The following is a 25,239-nucleotide window of genomic DNA, read 5'->3' on the forward strand; positions in this document are numbered from 1 at the left end:
ACACAAATGTTTCGAACGCAAGGATGGTTGCGCGGCGGCAAGCCGCCGCGCCTAACCCTGCTTTCATCAGTTCTTCGAGGGAATCCGGGCGACCATGCGCAGCGAGGTGGTCAATTCCTCCATCTGCAGCCACGGGCGCATCCAGGCCACGGCGTTGTAGGCGCCTGGCCTGCCGGGGATTTCCTGTACGGTGACTTTTGCTTCCCGCAGCGGATATTTCGCCCGCGACTCTTCGCCGGCGTCGTCATTGGCGTTGACATAGTTGGAGATCCAGCGATTGAGCCAGGCCTCGCAATCCTCCGCTTCCATGAAGGAGCCGATCTTATCGCGGCCCATGACCTTGAGATAATGGGCGAAGCGCGAGGTCGCCATCATATAGGGCAGACGGGCTGAAACGGCGGCATTGGCAGTCGCCTCGGGCCGGTCGTAGAGCTTCGGCTTGTGCGCGGTCTGCGCGCCGAAGAACACGGCATAGTCCGTATTCTTGTAATGGCAGAGCGGCAGGAAGCCGAGCTTGCCGAGTTCGGCGTCGCGGCGATCGGTGATACCGACTTCCGTCGGGCATTTCAGATCCAGATCGCCGTCGTCGCTCGAGAAGATGTGCATCGGCAGCCCTTCGACCTTGCCGCCGTTTTCCGCCCCGCGAATGGCGGTGCACCAGCCGTTCTTGGCGAAGGCCTCGGTGAGACGCGTACCCATCACATAGGCTGCGTTCATCCAGCAGTAGGAACCGTGCGACAGCTCGCCGGTCTTGGAACCGCCGGTTTCGTCGAAGTTGAACTCCTCGATCGGGCTGGTCTTCGGGCCATAGGGCATGCGGGCGAGCACACGTGGCATGGCGAGCGTCACGAAGCGGGAATCATCGCTCTCGCGCAGGCTCCGCCACTTGGCGTATTCCACCGTCTCGAAGATCTTCTCGAGATCGCGGGGTTTTGCGAGCTCCCGGAAATCCTCGAAGCCGAACATGCGCGGGCTGGCGGCCGAGATGAACGGCGCGAAGGCGGCTGCGGCAATCATCGAGATGCCCTGCAGCAGCTGGACGTCGTCGAAGGAATTGTCGAATTCGAAATCGCCGATCAGTGCGCCCATCGGTTCGCCGCCCGGCGTGCCGAACTCGTCTTCATAGACCGACTTGAAGAGCCGCGACTGGTCGAATTCGACGGCCTTTGCCAGATCCTTGGCGACATCGCGCTTGGATGCATTGAGCACGCGGATCTTCAGATTGGCGCTGGTCTCGCTGTTCTTGACAAGATAGTTCAGGCCGCGCCAGGCGCCTTCGAGCTTGGTGAACTCAGGCGACTGCATGATGGCGGCGAGCTGGCTTGATATCGCCTTGTCGATTTCGGCAATGGCATTGTTCAAGGTGATCGTCAGGTTGCGATCATAGGTGACGGTGCCCTTCAGGGCTTGATCGGTAAGGGTGCGCAGAAGGTCCTGGGCACGGTCGGGCTCGGTCTGGCGGGTTGCCGCAACGACCTTCGAGAGCAGGTTCTCATCAGGCGCGAAGCCTACGTCTTCCTTTGTTTGCAATTGCGTTTCGGCGGTCATCTATCGATCCTTTTTGCGAAAGCGGCGGCCCTCGAAGCATGAGGGGTTCCCTTCGAAAGGGGCCGCTGCCGGACAACGACTCTTCAGGAATGGAGCGCGCGGGCCGCGATCGGTCCGCGATCCCAGGCACTCAGTTCAATGCGTCCTTCGCCTCTTCGGCTTTGTCGCCGCTAAGCTGGGCGACCAGCTGCGAAAGATCGGCCTTGTTCTGCAGGATGTCCTCGAGCAGGCGCTCGAGCTCTTCGGAGCGGTCCGCCTTGCTCATCAGGTCGCGCAGCTGGTTGCGCGCGTTGAGCAGGGCCTTCAGCGCCGGCACCTGATCGACGACCGCGCCGGGTTCGAAATCGGCCATGCTTTCGAATTTCAGCGAAACGGGAAGCTCGGTTCCGTTTTTCTCGAGGGTGTTCTCGACCGAAATGGTAAGGCCCGGCGTCATGCGGCGCATGACGTCGTCGAAGTTGTCGCGGTCGACCTGTACGAACTTGCGCTCGCCGAAAGGCTTGAGCTGCTGCGTGGGATTTCCGGAGAAGTCGCCGAGCACGCCGACGACGAAGGGCAGTTCCTTCACCACCATCGCGCCTTCGGTTTCCACTTCGTATTTGATGTGGACTCGCGGTTTGCGAACCCGTTCCAGTTTCTCATGCACACTTGCCATCGAGATTCTCCTTCGTCCTATCGGCGGATTGTCCATTGAGGATGCTGCGGCGTGCCGTTAGCCTCCCTTGTCGGCTACGGGCTGGATGCCGGCTGCCGTCAGCACCGCGTTGCGCGTCTGCTGTTCGGGCAGGAGCTCGGCAAGAAGCTCGAAAAAATCCATGCGGCCGCGACGCACCAGCGTCTCGATCGACATGGAGATCGGTGAATGGGGCTCCGTGCGGCGGAAATAGCGCGCAACGGCGATCAGAAGTTCGAAGGCCTCTTCCCGCGAACGAATCGGCTCGGCACTGACAGGCTGCAGGCCGATGGCCTCGGACACGTCGGTTTCGCTCGCCGGCAGTGGCTCGGATCTTTGCGAGGCAAGGGCTTGCGGAGCGGCCAAGGGCGCTTCGGTCGGCGCTTCGATGCCAGCGAGCATCCGGATTGCGGATGCCGCCTCCTGCAACACATTGCGTGTATTCGAACTCGGTGGCGCCTGGTCGCCGCAGTGTTCGTCAAGTATTTCGACCATGCGATCGAATGCGGCGATGCACCCGGTCAGCACGCCGAGATAGGCTGACATCTGAGCGACACCGGCTTCCGCCGCCGCCTGCTGCAATTCCTTGCGCCGTTCGGTTTCGTTCGGCCGCTGCGAAAGCTGGAAATCCCAAAGCGAAAACTGGGCGAACTTTCCGCCCGGGATCAACGATGTCAAACGAATAGCCTGGATGAGCGTTCCTTCGCCGCCAACACCGTTCAGGCCCGCGAAGGGCGCGAACCGTTCCTCGAAATCACTATCTCCGATCGAATGCAAAGCGTCGAAATACTTGTCCAAAAGCGACACGGTTGCGACGTAGACGTCATGCAATCCTGAGAACCCCCGCAGCCGCAACTGCGCCTCTGCGAGCCATGCCAATACTTCGATGTCCTTGCTTCTGGAAGAAAGGATCTGCAATCCAAGATTGCTAACATCATGCCAGGCAGGTGCAATCGCAATAGTCTCACCTGGGATAATACTACGTTCGGCTGTACGAGCGGCGTTTCTCGCGTCTTTAATCTTATAGTATATTTCGCGTGATACAGTATTAATCCGCACGTTTTCTCCGCACGGGCGATCTTTTTCAAGTGGATCTATAATTTCTCTAACGTTCACGCGGTTAAATTCCTAAAAATGCAGAGAATACTGCCGAGAATGGCTATTTTGGGCGGCTCATATTGGCTTGTCAACCACAGAAGGATGATGACTGATTTATGACGACTTTCGATATGCTCATTTTTCAAAATAGAGTCGTTTTTCTTCTGGACAAGGGTTTATGAGCGCCCTAGTTGTTTCTTCGCATCGGGAGAGCGTACTGAATTTCGACGTAAAGACAGGACTGGCGGATGCCCCATATCGATCTCAATCGTCTGATTAGAACGCTTGAGCCCAATTTACGTGTCGGTCTTGAGACAGCGGCTTCGCTTGCCGTGCGGCATCAGCATGCCGTGGTCGATATCGCGCACTGGCTTCGCTCCCTTCTTGATATCGCAGGATTTTCTGCCGTTTTCGAAGAGCTCAAGCTCTCCTCGGAGATGCTGCGAACCGAGCTCGACGCGGCAATCGCCGACATCCCGCGGGAGGATGGCGCCTCGCTCGCGCTCTCCCCGAACCTGCTTGCCCTCGGGCGGGAATCCTTTCTGGTTGCATCGCTGCAGTGCGGGCGGAATGTCGTGCAGCTGGCCGATCTGCTTGCCGCGCTGATCAATGAGCCGGCATTGCGGGCCGTGATGCGGGGCATTGCCCCGTCGATACGCAATCTCGACAGAGCGACGCTCGAGAAGTTGCTGGAGACGGCGGCGACGGGCCCGTCGGGTGAGCTTTCTATGCCCGCCGCCTCGTCTGCGAACGTCTCGGGGGACAATGAATTCCTGCGGCTCTACACCCATGACATGACCGCGGATGCCCGTGCGGGCCGAACCGACCCGGTCATCGGTCGCGATGGTGAACTGCGACAGTTGATCGATATCCTGATGCGCCGGCGGCAGAACAATCCGATCCTCGTCGGCGAGGCGGGTGTCGGCAAGACCGCGGTGGCGGAAGCATTGGCGCTGGAGATCGCCGCCGGTAACGTGCCGGCCCGGTTGAAGGACGTGAAGCTGCTGCTCTTGGACCTGAGCCTCTTGCAGGCAGGCGCCGGCGTCAAAGGCGAGTTCGAACGGCGTCTGCATGGCGTAGTCGATGCAGTGAAGACCTCGCCCGAACCGATCATTCTGTTCATAGACGAGGCGCATGGGCTGATCGGCGCCGGCGGGCAGGCGGGAAAAGGTGATGCCGCCAATATCCTGAAGCCCGCTTTGGCGCGCGGTGAACTGCGCACGATCGCGGCAACGACCTGGGGCGAATACAAGCGCTTCATCGAAAAGGATGCCGCACTTACTCGCCGATTCCAGACCGTGCATGTCCGCGAGCCGGACGAAGAAGCCGCAATCCGCATGCTGCGCGGCGTGGCGGAAGGCCTGAAAACCCATCACAAGGTCCGCATCCGGGACGAGGCGATCGTCGCCGCCGTCCGGCTTTCGGCGAGATATCTGCCGGACCGGCAGCTTCCCGACAAGGCGATCAGCCTGATCGACACGGCTGCCGCGGCGGTTGCGCTTGCACGCCAGACGACGCCGGAAGCTCTGAAGCTGCTCGCCGACGAGCGCGATCTTCTGGAAACCGAGGCGAACTGGCTTGCACGCGAACCGGAGACGCCGGAAAAGCGCGCCCGGCTTGGCGAAATCGCAGCGAAGCAGCAGCAGATCGCGTTGGAGATCGAGGCGCTCCGGTCGAAATTCGATGAAGAAAACCGGCTCGTCCGGGAGGCCGACCGGCTGGAGGAGTTTTTCTCGCCCGACGACGCCGTCGTCCCGCTGGCGCCGGCCGACAATACGGGCGACGGCACGAATGTAGCGCCTTTCCCATCGCAGACCATGACTGCCGAGAGCGCACGCGCGGCGCTTGCGGCGACGGAGCGGAGCCTGGCGACAGTCGCGGATCAAACGCCGCTCCTGCCGCGCGTCGTCGACAAGGAGATCGTTGCCGCCGTCGTTGCCCGCTGGACCGGAATTCCGGTCGGCAAGCTGCTGTCGGACCAGATCGAGACGGTCAAGACGCTCGATGCCCGGCTGAAGGAGCGGGTGCTTGGTCAGGATGCGGCGATCGAGCGGATCGCTTCGGCCATGCGGGCGGCCCGCGCCGGCCTTTCCGATCCGCGCCGGCCGCCGGCCGTCTTCCTGCTGGTCGGCATGTCCGGCACCGGCAAGACCGAAACTGCGCTTTCGCTCGCCGACATGCTCTATGGCGGCAGCCGGTACCTCACGACCATCAACATGTCCGAGTTCAAGGAGGAGCATAAGATTTCCATGCTCCTCGGCTCGCCGCCCGGTTATGTCGGTTACGGCGAAGGCGGCGTGCTCACCGAAGCGGTGAGGCGCAGGCCCTATGGCGTGCTGCTGCTCGACGAGATCGACAAGGCGCATCCGGGTGTTCAGGAAATCTTCTACCAGGTGTTCGACAAGGGAACGCTGCGCGACGGCGAAGGCCGGGACATCGATTTCAGGAACACCACCATCGTCATGACGGCGAATACCGGTTCGGAGATGATCGCGGCCCTTGCCGCCGATCCCGAGACGATGCCGGAGGCGGATGCACTGGAAGGCTTATTGCTGCCGGAGTTGCAGAAGCATTTCAAGCCGGCCTTCCTCGGCCGCGCGACCGTGCTGCCCTTCATGCCGCTCGGCACTGAGACGCTTTCCGGCATCGTCGATATCCAGATCGGCCGCATCCGCGAGCGGATCGGGACGACCTACGGGACGACGCTTTCACTGTCGCCGCAAGCCCGCGACGCGTTGATTTCGCGCGCCCGCACCAGCGAGATGGGCGCTCGCGCCATCGAGGTCATGATCGCGCGCGACCTTCTGCCCGTTCTTTCGACGTTTTTCCTCGATGCCGTCGCGGCCGGGAAAAAAATTATGGGGATCACGATCGGTTACGACGGCCAGGGCTTCGGCCTGAATGCCGAAGAGGCCGCCCCGCAGGAATTCGACACGCCGGGGGAAAACCGGTTGTCGGATGAAGTAACCCCGAGCCGCAAGCGCACTCGGGGAGCAGGAAGAAGAAAGGCAACTACGCCTTAGACGCAACTAGGCACTCAACCGCCAATAGGAGAGCTGACAGCATGCCGATTTATCTTCAGATCGACGGTATCCAGGGTGATGCGACCCACGAGCAACATCGCAAGTGGATGGACATCGAAGCCATCCACTGGAACGTCGCCCGCAACATGAACACCTCCGCCGGTTCGGCGGCAAACCGCGAAGCTTCCGAGCCGACCGTTTCGGAAGTCATCCTCACCAAGGTCAGCGACTCCTCGTCGACCAAGCTCTTCCAGGAGGCCTGCTCGGGCCGCACCGGCAAGCGCTCCGTCATCCATCTCGTCACCACGGGCAATCCCGGTGACACCTACATCGAGTATTCGCTCGAGAACACGCTGATCGCCAGCTACTCGATCGATTCCAACGGCGACCGCCCGGTCGAGACGATCAAGCTGAACTTCACCAAGATGGAAGTGAAGTACACGCCTTACGACGACAAGCACTCGCCGCAGTCGCCGATGATCGCCTCTTACGATCTGGCGACCACCAAGGCCGCTTAAGTCACCCCATGCGTTCCGGCGTCGGCACCTGCCGGCGCCGGCGTCTGCCGGGGCGAATCCGCGTCGGCAATCTGAACCCTTTGATTTTGTGAGCTGGTGGATGACGTCTTCGCTCGGCAATGGCCGCAATTTACGCAATGCGTGGAAGCGCGATGGCTGGACAGGCCCTGTCATGGCCATCCTGCTGCTTGTCTGCATCGCGCCCGCCCAAGCGCAGCAGCCCGATATCTGGCGGATGAACAGCCAGCAGCTCCTGGAAGCGCTCAGGGGCGATGCCGCGCCGGAAGTCACGAATCCGGAGCTTCGCCGGCAAATCTCGTACGAGCGTGGCGCGGCCTACGTGGCCGGCGTTGCCGATGCGACAGATGGAAAGACCTGGTGCATGGAAGGCGGTGTCCTCATTCACGAGTTGACGGACCGCGTCTTCACCCATCTGCAAACACTGGCGCCGGAGGCGCTGCAGCAGAATGCTGCGATCTCTGTGTCCGCCGCGCTCAGCAAATCCTTCCCCTGCAAAGAAAAATGATTTGGAGCCGACATGGTCAACGTAGCCTTTGATACCCTCTACGCCAATTATCCGAGCAGTGCCTCTCACCGGCCGAACTATCTCAGCCAGCAGGATCTTTTTCGCGAAATCGGTTGGGACGCGCTTCTGAACAATCCGCTCTACGCAAATACCTGCGCCGTGCGCGTCAGCCTCGCCTTGGTGAAGTCCGGCATCAATATCTCCCCGAAATCCCACAATATCCTCAAAGGCCCGCACGCCAACAAGGGCCTGGAGGTCTCCATGCGCCGGCTCGCCGATCTCTTGGCGACCTCTCGGTATCTCGGCAACTACGAGTCTTACACCTCCGCGACAGCGCAATCCGGTATTGGAGCCCGCAAGGGCGTCGCCGCCTTCAACGGCATACCCGGCTACCGGGGTGGCGGGCATATCGATCTGGTCATCGGGGCTGCCGACGCGGCTCAGTGCGCCTCTTCCTGCTACTACCAATCGCAGTCGATCTGGTTCTGGCCGCTCCTTTCAAGCCGCACGTCCTGAGGTCTGAGGTCAGCTCCATGAACGATCAGCCCTCTGCCACCGATTTCATCCAGGCGAACCGTATTCTGAAGATCGTCTCGCCGCTCGGCGAGGACCAGCTTCTGCCGGAACGGGTGACGATCGAGGAAGGTATTTCCTCGCTCTTTGAAATCAAGCTGTCGGCCCGCGCCAAGAAGCCGTCGGTCAAGCCGGAGGAGCTGATCGGCCGGCTGATGGATGTCTCCGTCGAGGTGCAGCAGGGCGAGGATGGCGGCGGCGTGCGCCGGCCGTTCAACGGCTTGGTGACCGAACTCAACGAGGGGCCGCCGATCACCCGCGGCCTCAGATCCTATTCCATGGTGCTCAGGCCGCAGATGTGGCTGCTGTCGCGCCGTTCCGACTGCCGCATCTGGATGGACAAGACCTCGGTCGATATCGTCGAGACGCTGTTTTCCGAGCACGGCATCCCGGCGCCGGATACCTCGGGAGTGATCACGCCACCGCCGCCACAGCACTATTCGGTGCAGTGGAACGAAACCGACCTTGCCTATCTCACGCGCCGTTTCGAGGAGGACGGGCTATTCTACTGGTTCTCCCATGAGGACGGCAAACACAAGCTGCATGTGGCCGACGGTGCGAGATCCTGGCTCGGCCCGTCGCCGTCGGCGCAGGGCGAAGGGCGGGTTCGCCTGGCGCAGGGCTCGGCCGACCGCAACCACATCACCGAGTGGAGCCGGCGCTATTCCTATGTGCCGGGCCAGCGGGCAGGCGCCGACTGGAACTTCGAGACGCCGCGCATGGTGCCTGGCACCATGACGCCGTCGCTCGTGCAGATGCCGGAGGCGACGAAGCGCGAGCTTTACGAATATCCGGCGCGCATTTCTTCCGTCGCCGAGGCGGAGCGGGCGGAAAAACTCAGGATGCAGGCCTCCGAAGCAGATCACGACCGCGTATTCGGCGGCTCCACATCCCGCATCCTGGAGGCAGGGCGCCGCTTCACCCCCTATGAAGTCGCCCATCCCGACCACGTCTATGAGGAGCACGTGGTGGTCAAGGCGGTGCATACCGTCGTCGACCGCTCCTACGAGACGAACAGCAACGAGCCGGAATACACGAACACATTCGAGGCGGTGCCGTCGCGGGTACCGATGACGCCGCATCGCGAGACCAAGCGGCCGCGGATCGAGGGTACGCAAGTGGCGATCGTCGCCGGCCCTTCCGGCGAGGAAATCCATCCCGACCAGTACGGCCGCATCAAGCTGTGGTTCCCCTGGGACCGCAAGGCCAAGAAGGATGGTTCCGACACCTGCTGGGTGCGCGTCAGCCAGGTATGGGGCGGCGGAACCTGGGGCGCCCAGGTCATTCCGCGCATCGGCATGGAAGTGATGGTCGCCTTCGTCGACGGCGACCCCGACCGGCCGCTGGTCACCGGCGTGGTCCCCAATCCTTCCAATACGGTCCCCTACGACCTGCCGGCCAACAAGACACGCATGGTCATGCGGTCGAACACGCATAAGGGTACCGGCTTCAACGAGATGACGTTCGAGGATGAGAACGGCAGCGAAAACATGTTCTTCCATGCGCAGAAGGACCAGACGACGCGCGTGCTGAACGACCGCACCAAACGCGTCGACCGTCACGAGGTCTCGGCGATCGGCGCCAACCGGACGGTCGAGGTGGGCGGTAACCAGAAACATGAAGTCGGCGGTTCGATGAACACCGTTGTCGGTGGCACGGGGCCGATGGCCATGGCGCTGATGGGGGCGGTCAGCGGTCTCTCCGGACATACGGCGGGGCTCTTGGCGCAGGCCGGCCAGATTGCAGGCGGTGGCGGGCCGGGGCTTGCGGCCTTTGCCGGTACGCTTGCGTCGTCAGCGCTCGGTTTCTTAGGTGCCGGTGGTCTTGGCAGCCGTGAGGGGGTCGTCTCGGGACCAAGCCCGCGCGCCGATGCCGGTACGGCGCTGGCCGGCTCCGGCACGGGTGTCGGCGACGCGGCTTCAGGCCTCTTCCCTCTGCCCGGCATCATGAACACCATCGTCGGCTCGTTCAAATCGGACACGATCGGCATCGCCCGCGCTGAGCAGATCGGCATGAGCAAGGTGACCAATGTCGGCCAGACATCACTGGAGAGCGTCGGCAAGTTCAAGAAGATCGCGGTCGGCGAAGAATTCGTCATCGAATGCGGCGATTCCAAATTCATCATGAAGGCCAATGGCGAAGTAATCATCCTCGGCAAGACGTTCAACTTCGTCGCCACCGAACACTTCCAGATGCGCGGCAAGCCGATCGATCTGAACTGAGGAGGTTCGCTTGGAACTGATCAACCGGCTTCCCTTTCCGGCCATGGCCTTCCGACAATTTGATGCGAACGGGGATTTGGATTGTGTCGTGTCGGTTCGTGGCACTTTCGTTCACCGCCAGGGTGATCCGCTCGCCATCGCCTCGAAACAGGAAGACTTTCAGTGGGAGGACGCCTATGACGCCGATCCCCATGCCAGCCCTCTCCTGCGTCAGACCGATCTCACGCCAGAGAAGGTCGGAACCGACATCACTTTTCTCGGTAATGCCTATGCGCCGGGCAGCGCTCCAGCACCTTCGTGGCAGATCGGCCTGCAAGTCGGGCAGTTTTCCAAAAAGCTTGAAGTCCATGGCGCGCGCTTCTGGCGCCCCGTCGTCAAGCAAAAATGGGCGGGCTTCTCGGCAAAGGAAGCAAAGCGAGTGTTGACGGATTGGCAACTGACCGAAGCCGAACCGGCGTCTTCGGTGCCGATTTGCTGGAGCAAGGCTTATGGCGGCCAAATTCCCGGCACCGGAGACCCGGAAAACGAAACGCCCGCCGATGTCGAAGCGCGCAATCCGCTCGGTTGCGGCATCGTGAATCTCGACATGCCGTGGGATCACGCGCCTGTCGCAGCGCCACAAATCACGTTGCCTGGCGAGAAGCTGAACTGGCGCGAGCCAACCGTGCCCCAGGGACTAGGTCTCGTGTCGCCTTGGTGGCGGTCCCGCCAGCAACATGCCGGCACCTATAACGATACTTGGCTCAACGAGCGCCACCCGCTTCTGCCTAGGGATTTCGACGCACGCTTCTGGCAATGCGCTCATCCGGATCTCGTTGTTATGCCGCATCTGGACGGCGACGAAGAGTACCGGCTGGATGATCTGCACTCCCGCTTTGCGCAAGCAGTGGGGCGGCTGCCTGGGGTGAGCCTGGGAGTCCACCATTCGTGCCAGGGAACCGACGACTGGCATGTGCTGACGCTTGACGGTGTTCATTTCGACTGGCGAGACGATGATCGCGTGCTGTTGACCTGGCGGGTACGCTTTCCGCTGCCAGAGGCAGCGGACGCACGGCTCATGCTGACCCGGGTCAAGTTGAAGGCTGAGGCAGACGAAAATCGCGCGAGAGCAACGGCATGAGCATACCGCGCGACAACTATATCGGCGAGCCGAACTACCCCTCACCATGGACGACGGACAGGCCGCTGGAAGGTCTTCGTGATATCGATGACGCGCGTATTGTGTCACTATCGCCGGATGTCTGTCTTACGCCGGTCGGTTCGTCGGTTGTGCCTATCCCCTATCCTGTCGTGGATTACTGCGGGCACGACGAAGACTATACGCCCTCCGTTCTTTTTACGGACAAGAAGGCAATGGTGTTGCGCTCCTGCACCACGCATGTTCATGGCGACAAGCCGGGAACGAGGAAGGGCATAAAGTCAGGGACCGTCGAAGGTGTATGCGATCCGATCGGATATGCTTCGCAGGTGCGGGCGGAGAAATCCCATGTGATCCGTCATCTCGATCGCTTCTGGATGAACAACAAGAATACCCAGGGCGAGGCGATCTTCGTTCGCGGGACGAAAACATTTCCTGCCCCTGTCGACGACGATCCCGTTCCGGGATCCCTGCGTTGGAGCAGCGGCGAAGGCGAAGTCATGAGTGATTCCTCGCCGGAGCCGCTCGTAATGGGTGCGCAGTATGCCCAGGCGGCACCGGCGACTGTGCCTCAAACGGTTCCTACTCCGGTCCGACCTGCCCCCGTGCCGCGGCCGCCGGGACAGGTCATACGGCCGAACGTCCCGCAGTGGAACAGACCTCCACCGACGCCCAAGATAAAGATTGGCAGATGGGTAGGTAGGCTTGGCAGATTTGGCCGCATCGCAACCGGAATCGGTGCTTTCATTGAAGGTATGTGGCCGAGCCCAACGGCGATGCCGTGGTACGATGAAATGCCGCAGGATGATTTCGAACGCGAGCTTTTCCGTAAAGCCAGGGAGCTTGAGGAGCAGGGCGTAGATGTTGAAGACATAGAGGAATGGTTCCGGTCGGAACGCACGGAAAACGCCCGTCGCAGACGCCAGCAACCTGAAGAGAGACCTCGGGAAGAGCCGACCCCTGTTCCCGATACGGTGACGGTAACGGAGGAAGAAGAGAACCGGCGCTGCCCGTGGATCATGATATGCTTCAAGCCTAGAACCAGCGACTACGATCCAGCTGAATTCGCTCGTCAGCTGAGGGAGCAGCAGACGGGAATGCAGTCATTGACGCCGACAGAATTTCTTGGTCATCGTGCAGCGGTTGTTGCCGCGGGAAGTACCGATCCGTTTCGTAATACGCCTGCCGCACGCCAGGCACATCGCGATGTCTGGACACGGTTTCGATCCGGCCCCAATCCCTATGGCAATACACCTCTTGCCGCGCTGCATCAGCTTGATATCGTGGCCGGTGGCTATGGCGACAGGTTCGCGCGTGTCGGTCCGCAGCGCGAAAACGGGATTATGGGCAATCTCTGGGCTCAAGGGCGCGGCGTACAGGGAGGAGATCGCTTGCGGCGCCTTGAGGACCACGCTCGTCTGCTGCAGCAGAATCATTGCCCGAGAATGAATGCTCGCTTCCGGGTTTGTGAGGTGGGTAGTACTGGTGGTGGTGTCAGTTAGCGATCTCACTAGGAGAGAACATGCAGCAGGACTTCGCGGAGATTATATCCAAGGTGGGCCAGCCGTCCCACATTCGGCCAGTGCCGGCCGATGTCATTGAAGCCTATCGCGGGCGCGTGCCCGATGGGCTTCTGGAATTCTGGGCAGAGGTCGGCTGGTGCTCCTTCCAGGATGGATATTACTGGGTCTCGGACCCAGGTGCTTTCAGTGGTCTGCTGAAGGACGTTTTCCGGAATGATCCCGAATTCGCGCAAGCCGACTTCGTGATTTTTAAATACGACGCCTTTGGAAAACTGTACGGCTGGCAGAATGACACAAAGGTCATTACGCTTGATATTGCCGCTTATAATCCTGTGTTCAGTTCGCAACATGATGAACAGAGGCCCGATACCGGCGAACACTGGAGCGATGATCGCTACGTCGCTAACTCGATCAGCCTTGCAAAGGAGGAACGATCATATTTTGCCGAACAGGACCTGAACGATTTCGAAAGGGCACTGAATGCTCTCGGGCCTCTGAATCCAGGAGAGATTTATGGGTATTCTCCCGCGTTCGCCCTCGGTGGGCAAGGAACTCCCGAAACTCTTGTTAAGGCGCCCATCATCGAGCATCTTCTGATGCTGAACCAGTTTGTTCATATAGGCGTCGAACGTTACGTCCTCGACACAACCGATCCGAATAATCCTTACGGGCGGCTTGAACGAGTGCGCGAAATCGGATCCCCAAGATAGCAGAAGTATCGGGCATTCCAGTGAGCGATAAGCTGACAAAGCCATTCTCGAACTGGGGGTCTACATGAGCTTCGCCGATGAATCATTGCCAACAGTTCATCTGCTTCTTTGGAAATGCGCACATTTGGGTCCGGATTCGTGCGCTTTCTATGGGCTGCTGACGGATGAATTCGAGCAAGCCGATTTTGTAATCTTCAGATACGACGCGTTTAAAACTGTGCAACTGGCGGAAGGAAGCGGAAATCATCGAGGTGCCATTGATATGGTCATAGTTGGGAGTAGTTGGTTTGAAGCAGCAAGAGTTTGTATCGGCGATCGAGGCGGGCCTGACCTCGGGACATGGCGCCAGTTTTTCCGATACCGAGTTTTCTCCCGACGAGCGCCTTCGCAGCAAGAAGACATATGCAACGCAAATCATCCCCTTCAACCTTCATGTCAAGAACAAGACTTGGCGCGGCATTCACTTCAAGAACTGCTCCATAGCCGGCCTCGCCTTTACCGGCGCGATGTTAGAAGATTGCACCTTCGAAAACTGCCAGCTTGCGATCCAGAATTGGGATAGCCGTTACAGCAATTGCAAGTTCATCTCCTGTGACATGAGAAGCTTCTCTTTCGGAGCGGACCAGGCCTCGAATGCGAACGCGTTTCAGGACGTGGTTTTCGAGAAATGCAGTATGCAGGCAAGCGGCGTGGACTTTGCCGTTTTCGAACGCGCATCGTTCCTGAATTGCAAGCTCGACCGTGCCGAATTCCGGCAGGCCACCATTCTGCGGAGCCAGTTTACCGGGAAGCTCGACGACGTCGTTTTCGGCCGGGATTACACCGACAAACCGAGCCGCCTGCAGGGCGTGGATTTCAGCAAGGCGACAATCCACTACAGCATCTTCCCGAACACCGAGGTTTCCGATGTCACCGCACCCGAAAATCCCAAGATCCACGTGATCAGCCGCTACAAGGACTTCATCGCGGATCTCGACCGCGTGATCCAGGCGAATCCTGATCTGGGCGACGTGGCGCTCGCCGGCATTTTCACCAGCGAATACACCGCCAATTCCAACTTTGGCATTGTCAATGAGGACGACTTCAGGGAACTGCTGAAGCCGAAGGGCATGGAGCGCTTAGCGCTGATGCTGACCGATCCGAGCTGGGGTAATTAGTTGGTAGGGTGCTTGAGTGCGCCGCCTTCGGGGCGAGCCAAGATTAAACCTACGCTCGATCACAAAATTAATATATCGGATGGTGATCGCCTCAGACTACGCTTTGCATTGGTTCGACGGGCACCTGCTGTCGTCTTCGAGACCGTCCTTGATGCCACCATCGATCGCAACATTCCGAACCCGGTCAAAGTCCAGGCCGTGGATGACGAAGTCTGTTGGGAAACCCGTTTCAGGAACCTAAGACGTGGCTGAAAAATCAAACTACAACATTTTCGAGATCAAGTGGTTCGACGAGTTCCTCTCGGCTTACAAGATCGACAACATCATCAACCCGAGCGAAGCTGAGATAGAGGGCTATCGCGGGAAGCTGCCGGATTTTCTTCTCCGTTTCTGGGCGGATCATGGCTGGTGCCGTTGGTCCGACGGTCAGTACTGGCTTTGCAATCCTTCCTTGCCGAAGCCGGTGCTGGACTATGTCTTCCGCGGCGATCCGGAGCTTAATCCAGAAAAGATGTATGCCTTCGGCTACACCGCCTTCGGTGAAATCGATATCTGGTATGGCGACGCCATGATCAGGGTGAATCTTCTGATGAACAAGGTGCGTGTCGATCCTCGCGGATATAATGAGGAACACCAGCGCGAATGGACCGATGAGGTCATGCTGGGCCTGCGCTTCTCAGGGCGATTCGCCCCGGTCACGCCGCCGTGGGAAGATGAAAATCGGAAAAACATGATGCCTCAGGCTTTGGAAACGCTGGGGCGTCTCGCATGGGGCCAAATCTACGGTTTTGCGCCCGCACTTAGTTTAGGCGGCCGCAATATTTTGAAGAATCTTCAGAAGATGCCATTGGTCGAGCATCTTGTCTTTCTGGCTTCCATGGAACCGCCAACCTATTACGACTACACACCACCCGCTCGGGGAGAACGTGGTCTTGGTACGGTGACGCCGCGCCGAACGATCGGGCCACAGAACCGATGAGGCCGCGGCTAGTAGATTCCGCCGAGGCGGAGAGTATTGGTTCATTTTCTGATCGCGGTTTGAGATACGAATGACCGCAGCAGAGTTTCTTGAGGCGCGAGGCAAACCCCACGAGGCAAGACGGATTTCCGAGGCCGAAGCGAAAAGCGCCCTTGGGCGCGTTCCGGAAGACTTGCGAGAGTTCTGGATGCAATATGGCGTGGGCTACTATGCAAACAGGAACTACTGGCTGTGCACACCGGCTCTCTTCGAGGGCTTCCTCCGCCAGATACTGGCCAATGTGCCGGAATTGAATGCCGATGACCTCGCCGCCTTCGGATATTCTAGCCTGGGAACCGTCAATCTCTGGCACAAGACAGGACGGCACTTCACATTTTCGCTCGATGTCGCGTTGCTGATGGATTTGACGAGCCGAAGCCGAACCGATCCGCCGCCCCATGATCTGGAGGAGATCTATCGCGCGGCCGGTGTGGATATGCCCGAAAACGCGGTCGAGCTGTTTCTGGAAGCCAGGTCTGCGCCGGAAGACATCTGGAACATATTGTTGGCGGCAACCAGCACGGATTCATACAACGCGATTTATGACGACAACGGTAAAGCGCTCACACCGCAGCTTCGCCGAGGCCTCGGCGAGCTTTCGCAGAACGAGATCTATTTTCGGGGTAGGACTGCAGGGGAAAATACGATTGACCATTATCAAAAACTGAAAATTTCCGCGGCTGTCTCGCGCGTGCCTGACGAGATTTACTATTCATTCGCAGTCGAAGTCGGAGGGCAGCAGCAAATTGTCTCCCAAACGATCCCCGCCGGTAGCGTACGGTAAATTTGCCTCGGCTTACGGCTGGCCCGCAATGGGCGGGAGCGTATTTGCGCTGCGTTCGCCGGCGCCCGGCGGCGCTGGTTGCTCTGAGGAGAAATTATGGTCGTACCCGTCAAATTCGTTGTCGCTTGCGCCGCAGCCGACGACATCTTCGTTATCGCGACGATCCCTGACGAACTGCCGGAGGATGCGGAGTTTACCCGTCTTTACTACCTGTGCCCAGAAACGGAAGAGGTGTGGCACTACCGGGATTGGCCCAACGAACAGGTGGTGTCGCTATGCCTGCGCCGAGAGCGGGAAGGGGTGAGACGCGCAGCCTGCGCCTTGACGGGGGAAGGAGACATCGAGATCGCGAACTCCGCGGACGAGACCTATGAAAAAATCTCCGGCGCGGGTCTGATGGGAGCGCGCGCGCTGGGCGCGGTGACGCGGATCAGAGAGATAGGCTCTACCTTGTTTGTCTGCGGCAATTACGGACAGGTCTATCGGCGCGACGAGACCAGTTGGACGCCTATCGATGGAGAACTGACGAAACTTGGCAAAAGCGCCCTCAACTTGACGTTCCCAGATGCGGCGTCGGTTTCCGATGACATGCTGCGCCAGTTTACGCAATCGATGCGGCAGGCGCCTAATTTCAACGATATTGGCGGCATAAGCGAAACAGACATTTATGTTTGCGGCAACGGTGGAAATCTCTTCCATTACGACGGCAAGGCCTGGGCGAAGATCGACATCAAAACCGATGCGATCCTGACCGCCATGCATTGCATCTCAGCAGACGAAGTGTTGGTCGTGGGCGAAGACGGCACCGTTTTGACTGGGAACGCCCGGGCTGGCTTCCGCAGCTTGGGCGAATTTTTCCCCGGCGATTACATCTGGTCGGTCCGCAGCTTCCAGGGGAGGACCTATTTAGGAACCTTGCACGGCCTCTACGTGCTCGAAGGTTCTCGTGTGAGACTGCTCACGAGCGGAAAGTTGGACGGCAAGACACAGGTCATCAGTCTCGACAGTGTGTCTGATAACGCTTTGTGGATAGCGTCCAATCGTCATGCGTTCCGTTACGACGGCAACGCATTTACCTTCTATGAGCATGGCGACAACGTTGCGTACTAACGGCTTTCGTATACCGAACCCGCTGCAATCAAGAAACCAGCTGTCAGTGTAATCAATCTCGGTTTCTGGAGTGTGGTGCTTATCTGCCTGCTCAACAAGGCGACCCGCGGCAGCTCAGGGACATTGAGCTTGCGTGCCGCAACGCTACCGAATCCGTCGCCCGCAGCAGCAACATGAGCAGAAGGTGCAAGATTCGGGAATTGCGCCGCTTCCAATTGGCGCACAGAACCATGCTTGGAGATGGGGCGCGAAGCCGCCTTGCAGTGATGGAAGCCCCCATGTCCGCAATAGGCCGTCATCGGAAACCGCTAAAGTTGGCTCGACGTCGAAGCTCAGACGAAACTCACGACAGCGCAAAAATCCTCACCTCGCGCCCGATACCCTGAAGCTCCGCCATCCGAGAAGCGGATGTGATACCGCTGTCGCGGAGGATCTCTGAAACTTGGGCATCTTCGACGATCGCCTCCGTCGTCATGATCACATTGGGATCGGCAAGGCCCTGGACGCGGGAGGCGATGTTGACGGTCTGGCCGAAATAGTCCTGCCGGTCGTTCAGGTTGACTGCGAGGCATGGTCCCTCATGGATGCCGATCTTCAGGAGAAGGTCGTCGCTGCCGTGTTCGGCATTTAACCGAAGCATCGCCTCCCGCATCCTGAGTGCCGCCGCCACTGCGCGGTCCGGGCTCGGAAAGGTGGCCATCACGGCATCGCCTATGGTCTTGACGACCGCTCCGGCCTCGGTGGCGACGATCTCGTGAAGAACCCGGAAATGCGCGCGCACCAGATCGAAAGCGGCAAGATCTCCGACGCGCTCGTAAAGCGCGGTCGAGCCCCTCAAGTCGGTGAAGAGGAAGGTCAGGCTGGTGATCTTGAGGCGCTGGTCGACGTCGAGCGTGTCGGTCCGATAGATGTCCCGAAAACTCTGGTTGGTCAGCAGACGCTTGGCTGTCAGAAAAGGCCGCCTGCGGCCCAAGAGGTCGTGCAGCTCGTCTCCTGCGATGCAGACATTCGGCACCACCCTGCGATCGGTGTGGTTCTCGAGGGTGAGTCGCAGTGAGCCCGGGCGCAGGGTCAGCGTTTCGTTCAGCGCATGCGTCCGACTGATGATCATCGAGAGGTTTTGACGTTCGTCGGTGGGCTCGCCCTGCACGTCGATGAACTGCGCCGAGTGTGTCACCGCATCGAAGATGATCACGAATTGCGCCGGCAGCTGCAGCGAGACGAAGGCCTTCTCACCCGGAGCCAGCTCGATCATCTCCAGCTGGATGCGCGAAAACCTCGCTTCAAGATCGTCAGGCAGGTCGACCCCGGAGCTGAAGAAGATCTGGCGGTAGTACTCGAGCGGCGGCAACCGATCGGGGTCGTGGGCGGCAATCCTGCGCACGCGCGGGCTGACCGTAAACGTCACCTCGACCATCTCGTCGAGGGTTGGTTCGTATCCGGCCGCGCAGAGCGCGCAATGGTACGTCTCGTGGACGACGGTTTTGAGGGTTGCGCCGCTGTCAAGGACACCGCCGCACCCCGGGCAAAGGACATTCCAGGTCATCTCGAACGCGCCTATGCGCGCTGCATGGAGAAATGCGGCGATGGTTTTCTCTTCATCGAGATGGTGCTTATCGGCGAAAGCGAGCGCGTTGATGCGATTGAGCTCGCGATCCGAGCCATGCATGACGACGTTCTCGATGCACTCAACCGTCTGCGGGTCGGCCGCCTGTCGCAGGGAGGCAAAAAGGACGTCCACTTCGCTCATTAGACAAGTCTCCGTGTGCAGAACCCACGGCGGACGACGCCAGGACCGCGATCATACCACGGGAGTTTCCTAATAGAAATCTATAGGCTCGGAGCTGCCTGCTGCCCAAGCGACTTGGACTGTTCATTTGTAGAGCGCCGCAACCAACGATCCCGCCCGCTTCGTCGCAAAATGGTCAATGACAAATCCATGAGTGCTTTCGAGCCAATGACGGCATCAGTGCTTCCGGTTTGCGCCCTCATAATGGTCATCGAGCACCCGTCGCTGTTGCTGCAAAGCGGACATGACGCAGTGACAACCGCGGGGCGCAGTTGCGCCAAAAGCCGCCATTCCGCCCCATGCGGGTGATTAGATCACGAATTCCTCCTCGTACGTCTGTGGCTCGGGAACGACCGTAACCTCCACCGGAACGATCCAATTGGCTGCGTAGCTCTCGCAGTCGGAACGCTGGAGGTCGGGCTGCACGCACCCCGCCCCATCGATCGCGCGACATCGCAGTATATATCGCCCCACTTCTTCAGGGGCCCACATGTACTCCCACAAGCGCCATGCAAAGGGACGTTCTGTTTCGAGGAGCCTTGCCTCGCGCCAGCCCTTGCCATCTCCGGTGCAGACCTGCACCTGCCGGATAGCAGCCTCTCCGCTCCAGGCGGCGCCGAAAATCCGGTACGGTTGGCCGGCGATGAGACGCGCCCCCTGTACGGGACGCGCGATCTGCGCTTTGACCTCCATCTCCGCAAGGGGGACCAGCCTGGGTTCCCCGAGGTTGCGCTCCCAACGGAAATAGTCGCGCGCCTGCCAGTAGCCAAGGAACGGTTGTTCCACAACCGTGATATCAGTGATCCACTTGACCCAGGCCATGCCGAACCAGCCACCCACGACCGCGCGTAGCGGGTAGCCGTGATCGCGCGTCAACGGCTCCTCGTTCATCGAATAGGCAAGGATCGTGCTGTCGGCGATGGCCTTCTCAAGCGGTAAACTGCGCGCAAAAGCGATGGGGCCTGGCGAAGCCGTTTTCTTGTTCGTGTCGACGACGCCGCTGTCGGCGCCTGCGAGCAGAACTTCACATGCGGTTCGCTTGACGCCTGCCGTTTCCAAAATCTCTCGCAGAAGAACACCTGTCCACGCGGCATTGCCGACGGCTCCGTTCTGCCACTGCAACCCCTCCTTCGGCGGCACATAGTAGACGCGCCCGTTGCCTGCACACTCGACGACCGCGCTGAAAGTCTTGCTTCGCATCGCCTTGATGCTGTCGAGGTCAAGTTCGATCGGCCGCTCCACCGCCCCGTCGACGCGCAATCTCCAGTCTCGCGCATTGAGTTCCGGTGACGGGAAGTGGTTTCGCACGAAGAACTGCTCGGTTGGGATCAGCCAATCGGAGAGCGACGCAAACGGAAACTCGATGTTCGGTGGGGATTTCTGTCGAACTATCAGACTGGGTTGCGGTGGTGTCGGCATCGTCCTCGTCTCCCCTTTCAAGAGCACAGCGTCGGCTCTCGGTCGCGCGAATTCCGGTACGATCACACCGCCCCTCGCAGTGCATCTGTCGCATTCCGCCGTCGGGCCGCATTCTAGCACATACCGCACGTTCCTCGGATCGACCTCGAATGGCAGCAAAAGGTCCGACGGCGGTCGCGCCCCTCAGCAGTCATTCAGCAACGGGATTCTCGTGCTAATAGCGGACGTTGTCCAGCGATCCGCAGTTCCTGGCTGCAATTGATCCTGTTGGCCACGGGTCGGGCTGAAGGATTGCAGTGAATGGGCGAAGCGGGCTTCCACCGTGCGCGACCCGAATGGCCGTGTTACGGTCCATTCTTGATCGAGAGAGGATGGCAACCATGGAAGCCGCAGAACTACGATATAATTGGGCTGATCCCGACGTCTACGAGACATTCATAGGGCGCTGGAGCGAACATCTGGCAAGCCCATTTCTCGCCCGTGCTAATATTGCTCCGGGCAGTCGCGTGCTCGATGTAGCATGTGGGACAGGTGTGTTGTCGAAAGCACTGGCCGAGGCGGGAGCGCATGTGATCGGCGTTGACGCATCGGAGGGATACCTGGAAGGAGCCCGCCGTCGACGATCCCACGCCAATATCGCCTATGAACACGGCGATGTCCGGCACATGCGGTTCGACACTAACTTTTTCGATGCGGCCGTTTCCACGCTGGCCCTGGACGTTATCCCGGAAATTGAACAGGTAGTTGCCGAGATGAAGCGCGTCACCCGTCCAGGTGGCGTGGTCGCGTCCGCCGTTACTCAGTTCTTGGGCGGCATGCCCGCCTTCGATCTCGTCATTAACACCGGCGCCGTGCTTGAGACCGACTTCGCCAGGCTGTGATCCATGCGGGCGGGGCGCCAGCTCTTCTGGCCGAATGGTCAGGCGACGTTGTGGCGGAAGATCGGCCTCGTCGACGTGACGGAGATTCCCGTTGTCGTGGATTGCGAGTATGCGTCCTTCGCGGATTATTGGGCTACGTTCACCGACGGCCCAGGCAGCATCACAAGCATATTGATGGCACTTTCGGACGACGCGCGCGGTTCGATCGAACAGCATGTTCGTGCCGGGTATCTGGTCGGCTTGCCCGATGGACCCCGATCATTTCCCATGATGTTCCGTGTGGTGCGTGGCTTGGTCCCAGCCTGATTCTGGAGAGCATGCAATGGGCGAGGGCTCGGTGTGGGCCGTTCTCAGACCTTAAACCCGCGGGTTGATCATCAGTTGTCGTTCCTAGGCAGCCAAAAGCTGCTAGGCCGCTTTCGGCCCCGGAGCAGACTTTCATTGCGCAATCCGTGCTTCCGGTTTGCGCCGGAAGCGGATGTTATGCGCGTTGCGGAATTTCCTGTTATGCCAACCGACGACGCAAAGGATCATTTTGGAGGAGAGGGCGAGTGGCCGATATTCCAATCCGTTGTTTTGGTGTATCGGTCGTCGTCATCCGCAAAAGAACGGCTGGGTATGAGGTGCTGCTTTTACGCCGAAATCACACGCTGGTTGGTGAGTGGTGCCAAGTGGCCGGCGGCATCGAGGACGGCGAGAAGGCCTGGGAAACCGCGTTGCGAGAGGTCCGTGAAGAGACGGGCCTGATCTGCGACTTTCTCTATTCCGCAGATATCTGCGAGCAATTTTATGAGGCTGATCGCAATGCCATCAGCATGCTGCCCGTCTTCGTCGGCGTTGTGGATGCCGAGCAGACAGTTTTTATCAACGATGAACACAGCGAATTTCAGTGGGTGCCATTTGCAGAGGCCATGGAGATGGTGCCGTTCGCTGGGCAGCGCCATGTTCTAAAACACGTCGAGGCGGAATTCGTGAATCGGGAGCCCATTGGGCATCTTCTCATCCATGAGATGTCGCGGAAAATTTAAGTTTCTTCGAAGCCGATAACCGCGTTGAGCCGGGAGCGCTCATGATGCTTCTCTGCGGCAGGTGGGTCCTGAACCCAGACACGCCGAAAGGCGATAACCGGGTTTCAGTTTCGCTTGTATATCCGCTTCAGCGCAGCCAGCAGCGCATCCATCTCATCGCGCGAAAACAGGTCGATGAAACGCTGCTCGTGCGTGTCGATCAGCTTGCGCGCCTGTGCGAGCATGGCGCGTCCCGACTCGGTCAGATGAAGTTCCTGGCGCCGGCGGTCCGCCTGGGAAGGCCGGCGCTCGATCAGGATGATGTCTCCTGCCGTCCTGGAGCATGACTTTTCAATTCCGGTTTCGCGTATTTCTGATGTCGACAAGTCTGGCAGCAGGTCTTTCTGCCCATACCTCATCGTCGCGGCGGACGCCGCTTTCCTGTCGCCGTATTGCTGCAGACCGACCTGCAGACGCAACTGCTGACGAATATAGGCTGATGGGTCTGCGGCTTAACGAAGCTCAAACCAGTGTTGCCCTATGATTGGTTCGGTAGATGTATTGGAAGGTGGATCCAACGCGGTGAATGGCATCTGGACGCAATTCGGTGGCAACCTGTCATTCGTGTGCCTGGCGATTTCGCTCTGGGCGCATTTCTCGATTCAATTTCAGAGTCGTTCGGTCACACAGGAAAAAATCGCCTTCGGACTCATAGCCGGCGGTGCCTCCATCGGATCGATATTGCTGGCCGTCGAATTCAATCCCGGCATTTATATCGACATCCGCTTTTCGCCGCTTGCATTGGCGGGCATGTTTGGCGGACCGATCGCGGCGGCCTTTGCGGCGTCGCTGGCGATGGTCTTCCGCTTCTGTGTCGGCGGCACGGCCATGATCGATGGTCTGATCGCAATTGCTGTCGCGACCGGTATCGGCCTGGCTGCCAATGTTTGGATCCGGAAGAGATCTCCCGAGCTCATGGACGTTGCGCTGCTGAGCCTCGCGCTCGGCGCCGCACTTATCGTTTTGATGGCGGTGCTTCCCACCCTGGTGCACGCCCGCGTATTGGCCATCATCGGTTTTCCTATGACCGTTTTGAATTGCCTGGCGACGGTGCTGTGTGGCTTCGTTCTGCTGAAGACGCAGCAATGGGAGCTGGAGCGAAGCATCTTGGTGACCGCGTTTTCGCAGTCGCCCGACTACCTCTACGTGAAAGACCGCAACAGCCGGTTCATCACCGTCAATGAAAATATGAGCCGCCTTTTTCGTTTCAGAACCACGGCGGAGATGACCGGATTGTCGGATTTCAATCTTATATCGCGGCCGCGCGCCGAAGAATTTTATTATCTCGAACAGCAGGTCATGGACACCGGGGTGCCCCTGATCGACTCCGTCGAGCGTATCGAAGACAGATACCTGCTCGCCTCCAAGGTGCCGCTGAAGGATAGGCAGGGACGGGTGATCGGCCTTGCCGGCGTCACGCGTGACGTGACGGAGCGGACTGCCCTGGAGCGGGAATTGCGCAAGAGCAAGAACCTGCTGTCACATGCGATGGCCGGCATGTCCGATGGCATCGCCATGTACGACAGCAAGGGTTTCCTCGTTTTTTGCAACGACCAGTACCGCACTGCCTTTCCGCTATCCGGGGACGCCCGCGTGGTTGGCGCGCATATCAGTGACATCCTTCGCCGCATTGCAGAAACCGGCGAGCGTACCGGCATTCCGGACAATGACCGCGAAGAGTGGATCAAGGCCGCCAGCGCCACGTTGCATAGCAACAAGGACGAAGAGGTTCAGCTTTATAACGGCGACTGGCGCAGCATCCGGACAAGGCTTGCGGAAGACGGCACGGCAATGGCCGTCGTCTCGGACATCACCGCGACGAAGCAGGCGGAAATCGCGCTGCGGCTGTCGGCGGAGCAGCTGAAGTCCCTTGCCGAGACCGACGGGCTCACCGGCATGGTCAATCGCCGGGCCTTCGACGAAGCTTTCGCGCGCGAGACCGCAGGCAGCGCCAGGAAAAACACGTCGTTCAGCCTTCTGATGGTCGATATCGACCGCTTCAAGGCCTATAACGACACTTATGGTCATCCCGCCGGAGACCAATGCCTGCGGGTCGTCAGCAAGTGTCTGCGCCAGTCCGTAAGCCGTCCGGCAGATATCGTCGCACGCTACGGCGGAGAGGAATTCGTGGTTCTGCTCCCCGCTACCAGTGCGAAAGGGGCAATGATCGTTGCCGAGCAATTCGCCCGTCTCCTAAGCCAGGAGAATATCGTTCATTCCGGCAGCGAATTCGGACGGGTGACCGCCAGCATCGGCATATCCTGCGCGACGGGAGCCACCCTGAGGATCGACCCGAGCCGCCTCCTGACCGAGGCCGATGCCGCGCTCTACGATGCCAAGACCCAAGGCCGGAATCGCATCCTGGCACATTCGCCTGAGGAACGGCATACCATGAAGGACGTCGGCTAGACCTTTGATAGGTTTTTCCTATCGAGCCATCGCCAGCGCGGCCTTGATGTTTT

At 59.6% G+C, this 25,239-nt stretch carries 21 protein-coding genes and 1 pseudogene; 16 read left to right on the plus strand and 6 right to left on the minus strand.

Annotated elements, in window-relative coordinates; translation table 11 throughout:
• Positions 1-66: 66 nt before the first annotated feature.
• From tssC to tssA, 3 genes are all read right to left on the minus strand, one after another.
• Positions 67-1,548 (minus strand): type VI secretion system contractile sheath large subunit, encoded by a 1,482-nt coding sequence (gene tssC, locus G9X68_RS18740; RefSeq protein WP_171603655.1) that lies wholly within the window; start codon positions 1,546-1,548, stop codon positions 67-69.
• Positions 1,549-1,678: 130 nt separating this feature from the next.
• Positions 1,679-2,203 carry a type VI secretion system contractile sheath small subunit gene (gene tssB, locus G9X68_RS18745; RefSeq protein ID WP_171603656.1) on the minus strand — a complete coding sequence of 175 codons (525 nt, stop codon included), beginning with the start codon at positions 2,201-2,203 and terminating at the stop codon, positions 1,679-1,681.
• A 57-nt stretch (positions 2,204-2,260) separates the two neighbouring features.
• Positions 2,261-3,337 carry a type VI secretion system protein TssA gene (gene tssA / locus G9X68_RS18750; protein ID WP_171603657.1) on the minus strand — a complete coding sequence of 359 codons (1,077 nt, stop codon included), beginning with the start codon at positions 3,335-3,337 and terminating at the stop codon, positions 2,261-2,263.
• Positions 3,338-3,567: 230 nt separating this feature from the next.
• Between tssA and tssH the strand changes: the two genes are divergently transcribed.
• The 12 genes from tssH (at position 3,568) to G9X68_RS18810 (ending at position 17,621) form a co-directional block, all read left to right on the plus strand.
• Positions 3,568-6,342, plus strand: a complete 2,775-nt coding sequence (tssH, locus tag G9X68_RS18755) for a type VI secretion system ATPase TssH (protein WP_171603658.1) — start codon at positions 3,568-3,570, stop codon at positions 6,340-6,342.
• A gap of 41 nt (positions 6,343-6,383) precedes the next feature.
• Positions 6,384-6,860 (plus strand): Hcp family type VI secretion system effector, encoded by a 477-nt coding sequence (locus G9X68_RS18760; RefSeq protein ID WP_003575677.1) that lies wholly within the window; start codon positions 6,384-6,386, stop codon positions 6,858-6,860.
• Positions 6,861-7,032: 172 nt separating this feature from the next.
• Positions 7,033-7,386, plus strand: coding sequence for a Rap1a/Tai family immunity protein (locus G9X68_RS18765; RefSeq protein ID WP_171603659.1), 354 nt, complete (start codon positions 7,033-7,035; stop codon positions 7,384-7,386).
• A gap of 12 nt (positions 7,387-7,398) precedes the next feature.
• Complete coding sequence (locus G9X68_RS18770) at positions 7,399-7,902, plus strand: type VI secretion system amidase effector protein Tae4 (RefSeq protein WP_171603660.1); 504 nt, start codon at positions 7,399-7,401, stop codon at positions 7,900-7,902.
• A gap of 17 nt (positions 7,903-7,919) precedes the next feature.
• Positions 7,920-10,181 (plus strand): type VI secretion system tip protein TssI/VgrG, encoded by a 2,262-nt coding sequence (gene tssI / locus G9X68_RS18775; protein WP_171603661.1) that lies wholly within the window; start codon positions 7,920-7,922, stop codon positions 10,179-10,181.
• A 10-nt stretch (positions 10,182-10,191) separates the two neighbouring features.
• Positions 10,192-11,301 (plus strand): DUF2169 family type VI secretion system accessory protein, encoded by a 1,110-nt coding sequence (locus G9X68_RS18780; protein WP_171603662.1) that lies wholly within the window; start codon positions 10,192-10,194, stop codon positions 11,299-11,301.
• Positions 11,298-12,821, plus strand: coding sequence for a PAAR-like domain-containing protein (locus tag G9X68_RS18785; protein ID WP_171603663.1), 1,524 nt, complete (start codon positions 11,298-11,300; stop codon positions 12,819-12,821). Before G9X68_RS18780 ends, G9X68_RS18785 begins: the two co-directional genes overlap by 4 nt.
• A gap of 20 nt (positions 12,822-12,841) precedes the next feature.
• Positions 12,842-13,552 carry a GAD-like domain-containing protein gene (locus G9X68_RS18790; protein WP_171603664.1) on the plus strand — a complete coding sequence of 237 codons (711 nt, stop codon included), beginning with the start codon at positions 12,842-12,844 and terminating at the stop codon, positions 13,550-13,552.
• 287 nt (positions 13,553-13,839) lie between these two features.
• Positions 13,840-14,709, plus strand: a complete 870-nt coding sequence (locus G9X68_RS18795) for a pentapeptide repeat-containing protein (protein ID WP_171603665.1) — start codon at positions 13,840-13,842, stop codon at positions 14,707-14,709.
• A gap of 244 nt (positions 14,710-14,953) precedes the next feature.
• Positions 14,954-15,688 carry a GAD-like domain-containing protein gene (locus G9X68_RS32340; protein ID WP_171603666.1) on the plus strand — a complete coding sequence of 245 codons (735 nt, stop codon included), beginning with the start codon at positions 14,954-14,956 and terminating at the stop codon, positions 15,686-15,688.
• A gap of 70 nt (positions 15,689-15,758) precedes the next feature.
• Entirely contained in the window at positions 15,759-16,511 is a 753-nt protein-coding gene (locus G9X68_RS18805) for a GAD-like domain-containing protein (protein WP_171603667.1), read from the plus strand.
• Positions 16,512-16,607: 96 nt separating this feature from the next.
• Positions 16,608-17,621 carry a beta propeller repeat protein gene (locus tag G9X68_RS18810; protein WP_171603668.1) on the plus strand — a complete coding sequence of 338 codons (1,014 nt, stop codon included), beginning with the start codon at positions 16,608-16,610 and terminating at the stop codon, positions 17,619-17,621.
• 343 nt (positions 17,622-17,964) lie between these two features.
• On the opposite strand, the gene G9X68_RS18815 is transcribed toward G9X68_RS18810, so the two are convergent.
• Together G9X68_RS18815 and G9X68_RS18820 are read right to left on the minus strand one after the other, a co-directional pair.
• Positions 17,965-19,371, minus strand: coding sequence for an adenylate/guanylate cyclase domain-containing protein (locus G9X68_RS18815; protein ID WP_171603669.1), 1,407 nt, complete (start codon positions 19,369-19,371; stop codon positions 17,965-17,967).
• 348 nt (positions 19,372-19,719) lie between these two features.
• Positions 19,720-20,829, minus strand: coding sequence for a sulfite oxidase (locus tag G9X68_RS18820; protein WP_206679765.1), 1,110 nt, complete (start codon positions 20,827-20,829; stop codon positions 19,720-19,722).
• Between the two features lie 380 nt (positions 20,830-21,209).
• Here G9X68_RS18820 and G9X68_RS32015 point away from each other — a divergent pair, with 380 nt between their 5' ends.
• The 3 genes from G9X68_RS32015 (at position 21,210) to G9X68_RS18830 (ending at position 22,738) form a co-directional block, all read left to right on the plus strand.
• Positions 21,210-21,710 (plus strand): class I SAM-dependent methyltransferase, encoded by a 501-nt coding sequence (locus tag G9X68_RS32015; protein ID WP_244956194.1) that lies wholly within the window; start codon positions 21,210-21,212, stop codon positions 21,708-21,710.
• A gap of 3 nt (positions 21,711-21,713) precedes the next feature.
• On the plus strand, positions 21,714-22,016 hold the full coding sequence (locus G9X68_RS32020) for a hypothetical protein (protein ID WP_244956195.1): 303 nt from the start codon (positions 21,714-21,716) through the stop codon (positions 22,014-22,016).
• 245 nt (positions 22,017-22,261) lie between these two features.
• Positions 22,262-22,738: an NUDIX domain-containing protein gene (locus G9X68_RS18830; RefSeq protein ID WP_171603671.1), complete on the plus strand. Its 477-nt coding sequence runs from the start codon at positions 22,262-22,264 to the stop codon at positions 22,736-22,738.
• Positions 22,739-22,842: 104 nt separating this feature from the next.
• Here G9X68_RS18830 and G9X68_RS32025 read toward each other — a convergent pair.
• Positions 22,843-23,034 (minus strand): annotated as a pseudogene (locus G9X68_RS32025) (MarR family winged helix-turn-helix transcriptional regulator); the annotation flags it as partial.
• Positions 23,035-23,257: 223 nt separating this feature from the next.
• Here G9X68_RS32025 and G9X68_RS18840 point away from each other — a divergent pair.
• On the plus strand, positions 23,258-25,186 hold the full coding sequence (locus G9X68_RS18840) for a diguanylate cyclase (protein WP_171603672.1): 1,929 nt from the start codon (positions 23,258-23,260) through the stop codon (positions 25,184-25,186).
• Positions 25,187-25,239 lie beyond the last annotated feature (53 nt).

Origin of the sequence: Rhizobium changzhiense (genome assembly GCF_013087625.1) — a bacterium.
Classification (GTDB): Bacteria; Pseudomonadota; Alphaproteobacteria; order Rhizobiales; family Rhizobiaceae; genus Rhizobium; species Rhizobium sophorae.